This window comes from Streptomyces sp. NPDC058291 (genome assembly GCF_042880855.1).
Lineage (GTDB): Bacteria > Actinomycetota > Actinomycetes > Streptomycetales > Streptomycetaceae > Streptomyces.
Map to the genome: position 1 here is coordinate 1 of NZ_JBHVYK010000171.1, position 3,612 is coordinate 3,612.

Below are 3,612 nucleotides of genomic sequence, written 5' to 3' on the forward strand. Positions count from 1 at the left end.
AGCGGGAGAGCGCTTCCCTGACACGGAAGAGGTCACTGGTTCAATCCCAGTATCGTCCACACGCCGAGAGCCCCCGGCCGCCTTCGCGGTCGGGGGCTCTCGCATGCGCCGGTTCAGCTGGAGAAGAGCATGTGGCCGAAGCTCTTGTGGCGGTGGTGACCGCCGTAGTGACCACCGCCGTGGTGACCGCCGCCGTGCGGGGCGGGAGCGCCCCAGGCGGGGGCGGCCGGGGCGGCCGGGTACGCCTGCGGGGCGCCCGGGGGCGGCGGCGCGGGCTGGGACCACTGGGACTCGACGCGGGTGAGCGCCTCCAGCTCGCCGTAGTCCAGGAAGATCCCCCGGCAGTTGCTGCACTGTTCGATCTGGACGCCGTTGCGGTTGTACGTGTGCATCTGAGCGTGACACTTCGGGCACTGCATGGTTCGGCTCAACTCCTCGCCGGTCGGTGCTCTTTCGCCTACCGCCAGGACAGACACTGTCCGGCCTCGGTCGGTTGCACCCTACTTCGCCGAGTCCGCCGCCGACTGCGGCAGTACGGAACCCATGCGCGCACAGGCGTCGACCAGGCACTGTTCGACTTCGTCCAACCGCCTGTCCTGCGCCGCCGACTTGGTGACCAGGCGTGCCGCGGTCTGCACGGTGAGTGCGCGCGCGGGGACGTCGAGAGCAGGCCAGGGGTCGCCGCAGGCGGGAACGGCGGGACCGCTTCCCTCCCGGTAGGCGTCGAGGAAGCGGTTCCACTCGGCGGGCGGGAGCAGACCGCAGGCGTACCAGGCGGCCGGGCGGGCGAGATCCCAGGCCGGGACGCCGACGCCGAGATCGTCGACGTCTATCAGCCGCCAGGGGCCGCCCGGCGCGGGATGACGGACGAGCTGGCCGAGGTGGAGGTCGCCGTGGCAGACCGTGCCCGCGTCGGGCATGGGGGCCTCGGCGCGGGCCCAGGCGGGCAGCGCCCGCCAGGCGCTCAGGACGGCGGCGACCGCGGAAGACTCTCCGGCGGCGGGCAGGCGGGCCACGGCGTGGGCGGCCTTGGCGGGGCCGCGCATCGGCGGCAGGCCGACCGGGGCGGGGACCCGGTGGAGCCGGGCGAGGAGCGCGCCGGCGGCCTCCCAGGGAGCGGCGTCCGGGTCGGCGGGGTCGACGGGGGCGCCGTACGGCCAGAAGGTCACGAGACGGCCGTGCAGATCGGAGGGGACCGGTGTGAGCGGGGGCAGGAGGACGTCGGGGAGGGCGGCTGCGGCGGCGAGGCGCGGGGCCAGCGCGGCCGGGCCGGTGCCGGGGGCGTGCGCCTTCGCGACGGTGTCCGCGTGCCGGACGACGGTGGCGTCGGGGCGGTCGGCGAGGACGGCGAGGACGGCCGCGTCGCAGGAACAGTCCGTGCCGATCCGGTGAGCCCGGGCCGCGGCCCGAAGGGCGAGCTCGGCGAGCAGGGGATGGACGGTCACGGCGCTCCCAGAGCTGCGGCGCACGGGTCTGTGCGGGGCTGTACGGGTCTTCCCGTGAGGGTACGCAGAGGCGGCGAAGCCCGGTCGCGGGCGTCGGGGAAAAACAATGCAGGCGCAGCTCCCCAGCTGCGCCTGCATCTTTTGCCGTCCGCCGCACCCCCGTCCCCACGGGGTTTCATGGGTGGATGTCCCCGCCCGGACCGCTCATCCGGGCCTGGGGTCGCCGCTCAGCGCCCCAGCATCACTCCCACGGACGACGCCTGTGTGGCCACCGTCTCCCAGCCGTCGAAGACGACCAGGAGCAGGACCGCCAGGGGAAGGGCCATCAGCGTCGCCACCAGGGGGTGGCGGCGGCCTGTGCGGCGGGGGCGCGTGCTGCGCCCTTGCGTGCGGATCATCGTCCGCGATGCCGTGTGGGCCATGGTCCCTCTCCTGACCTGATCAGTTGTCGTTGGCAGCGGCGGGCGTCTGACCTCGGGGGACGAGTGCTGCACCCGCCGCTTGACCTCAAATCTAGGCGGACGGCGCTCGCCGCACGTCATGCCCTCGTACCGATTGCCGGGCCTCCCGGAGGATGAGCCGTGACCTGCGGAGTACTCCCCTGGGTGGAGACGAGGGCCTAGCTCTCGGGGTCTTCCCGGAGAGGGTGTCCGCTGCGGGCCGGTATTTCCGAGCCGTCCTCCCGGGGCACGGGGTGTTCGACCAGGGCGAGCACCCTGTTCGCCATGAAACGGGCCGTACGCACCGCGGTGCCGTTTCGCGTGACTTCGCTCACTTCCACCACCCCTCGGCGTACCGCCGTCTCCACTCGGCGGCCCGCCCTGCTCGCCGTCACCTCGTACGTCCGGGTCGTGTCTCCGGCGTCGACGACTATCTCCACACGGTCACCCTTCACGGGTTCAATCCCCCTTCTGCGGCAGGTGGGTTGAGGTCATGGAGCCGCCAATACGCGCCTGTTCGCAGGCTCCCTGACCACCCTTCAATTCTCCCACCGGCCACTGACAATCGATCGGGGCCGGAGGGCGCGGCCTCTGCGCGCGAACGGCCGTGGAAACGTAAGCTGTGCCACGTCAAACGGACCGGGCAGCGGGGATGAACATGGCGATGATGCGCCTGAGGCGCGAGGACCCGCGTGTCGTCGGCTCGTTCAGGCTTCACCGACGGCTCGGCGCGGGCGGCATGGGCGTCGTCTACCTGGGGTCCGACAAGAAGGGCCAGCGGGTCGCGCTGAAGGTGATCAGGCCTGATCTGGCCGAGGACCAGGAGTTCCGCTCGCGGTTCGCGCGCGAGGTGTCGGCAGCCCGGCGGATCCGGGGCGGATGCACGGCCCGGCTGGTCGCGGCGGACCTGGACGCCGACCGTCCGTGGTTCGCCACCCAGTACGTGCCCGGGCCCTCCCTGCACGACAAGGTCAACGACGAGGGACCGCTCGGCGCCGCCGAGCTCGCCTCCATCGGGGCCGCGCTGTCGGAGGGGCTCGTCGCCGTCCACGAGGCCGGGGTGGTGCACCGGGACCTGAAGCCGTCCAACATCCTGCTCTCCCCCAAGGGCCCGCGGATCATCGACTTCGGCATCGCCTGGGCGACCGGGGCCTCGACCCTGACGCACGTCGGGACGGCGGTCGGCTCCCCCGGGTTCCTCGCGCCGGAACAGGTGCGGGGGGCGCTGGTCACACCGGCCACCGACGTGTTCTCGCTCGGCGCCACGCTCGCGTACGCCTCGACGGCCGACTCGCCCTTCGGACAGGGCAGTTCCGAGGTCATGCTGTACCGCGTGGTGCACGAGGAGCCGCAGTTGCACGGGGTGCCGGACGCACTGGCGCCGCTGGTGCGGGCCTGTCTGGCGAAGGACCCGGAGGAACGGCCCAGCACCCTCGATCTCTCCCTGCGCCTGAAGGAGATCGCCACCCGTGAGGCGCAGGGCCTGGCGGACGCGCGGCCTCCGGCGCCGCGGGCCGCCGAGGCGGACCGTCCCACCGGGCGGCTCTCGGACACCGGCTACTCGGAGCGGACCCTGCGCCAGCTGGGCGGGCCGGGTACGCCGCCGCCGCGCGGCGGGGCGCCGTCCTCCCGCGGTCCGGTCCCCTCGCGCGGCGGAGCGCCGGCGCGCGGCGGCAGCGTCTCCCGGGGCGGCGGGACCCCGTCCCGGGGCGGCGCCCCCGCGGCGC

Annotated in this window: 5 protein-coding genes; 1 reads left to right on the plus strand and 4 read right to left on the minus strand. The window is 73.6% G+C overall.

What is annotated here, in order from left to right; translation table 11 throughout:
- Nucleotides 1-113 precede the first annotated feature (113 nt).
- From ACFVYK_RS37855 to ACFVYK_RS37870, 4 genes are all read right to left on the minus strand, one after another.
- Nucleotides 114-419 carry a zf-TFIIB domain-containing protein gene (locus ACFVYK_RS37855; RefSeq protein WP_256920575.1) on the minus strand — a complete coding sequence of 102 codons (306 nt, stop codon included), beginning with the start codon at nt 417-419 and terminating at the stop codon, nt 114-116.
- 81 nt (nt 420-500) lie between these two features.
- Nucleotides 501-1,445 carry a phosphotransferase family protein gene (locus tag ACFVYK_RS37860; RefSeq protein ID WP_389781278.1) on the minus strand — a complete coding sequence of 315 codons (945 nt, stop codon included), beginning with the start codon at nt 1,443-1,445 and terminating at the stop codon, nt 501-503.
- A 227-nt stretch (nt 1,446-1,672) separates the two neighbouring features.
- Nucleotides 1,673-1,867, minus strand: coding sequence for a hypothetical protein (locus tag ACFVYK_RS37865; protein ID WP_389781279.1), 195 nt, complete (start codon nt 1,865-1,867; stop codon nt 1,673-1,675).
- Nucleotides 1,868-2,064: 197 nt separating this feature from the next.
- Nucleotides 2,065-2,340, minus strand: coding sequence for a hypothetical protein (locus tag ACFVYK_RS37870; protein WP_389781280.1), 276 nt, complete (start codon nt 2,338-2,340; stop codon nt 2,065-2,067).
- Nucleotides 2,341-2,537: 197 nt separating this feature from the next.
- Here ACFVYK_RS37870 and ACFVYK_RS37875 point away from each other — a divergent pair.
- The coding region (locus ACFVYK_RS37875; protein WP_389781281.1) for a serine/threonine-protein kinase at nt 2,538-3,612 on the plus strand (1,075 nt) is incomplete at its 3' end.

What these genes read in the sequence shown, in the direction of transcription:
- ACFVYK_RS37855 (WP_256920575.1), bottom strand. Translation starts at nt 419, where the DNA reads ATGCAGTGCCCGAAGTGTCACGCTCAGATGCACACGTACAACCGCAAC.
- ACFVYK_RS37865 (WP_389781279.1), bottom strand. Translation starts at nt 1,867, where the DNA reads ATGGCCCACACGGCATCGCGGACGATGATCCGCACGCAAGGGCGCAGC.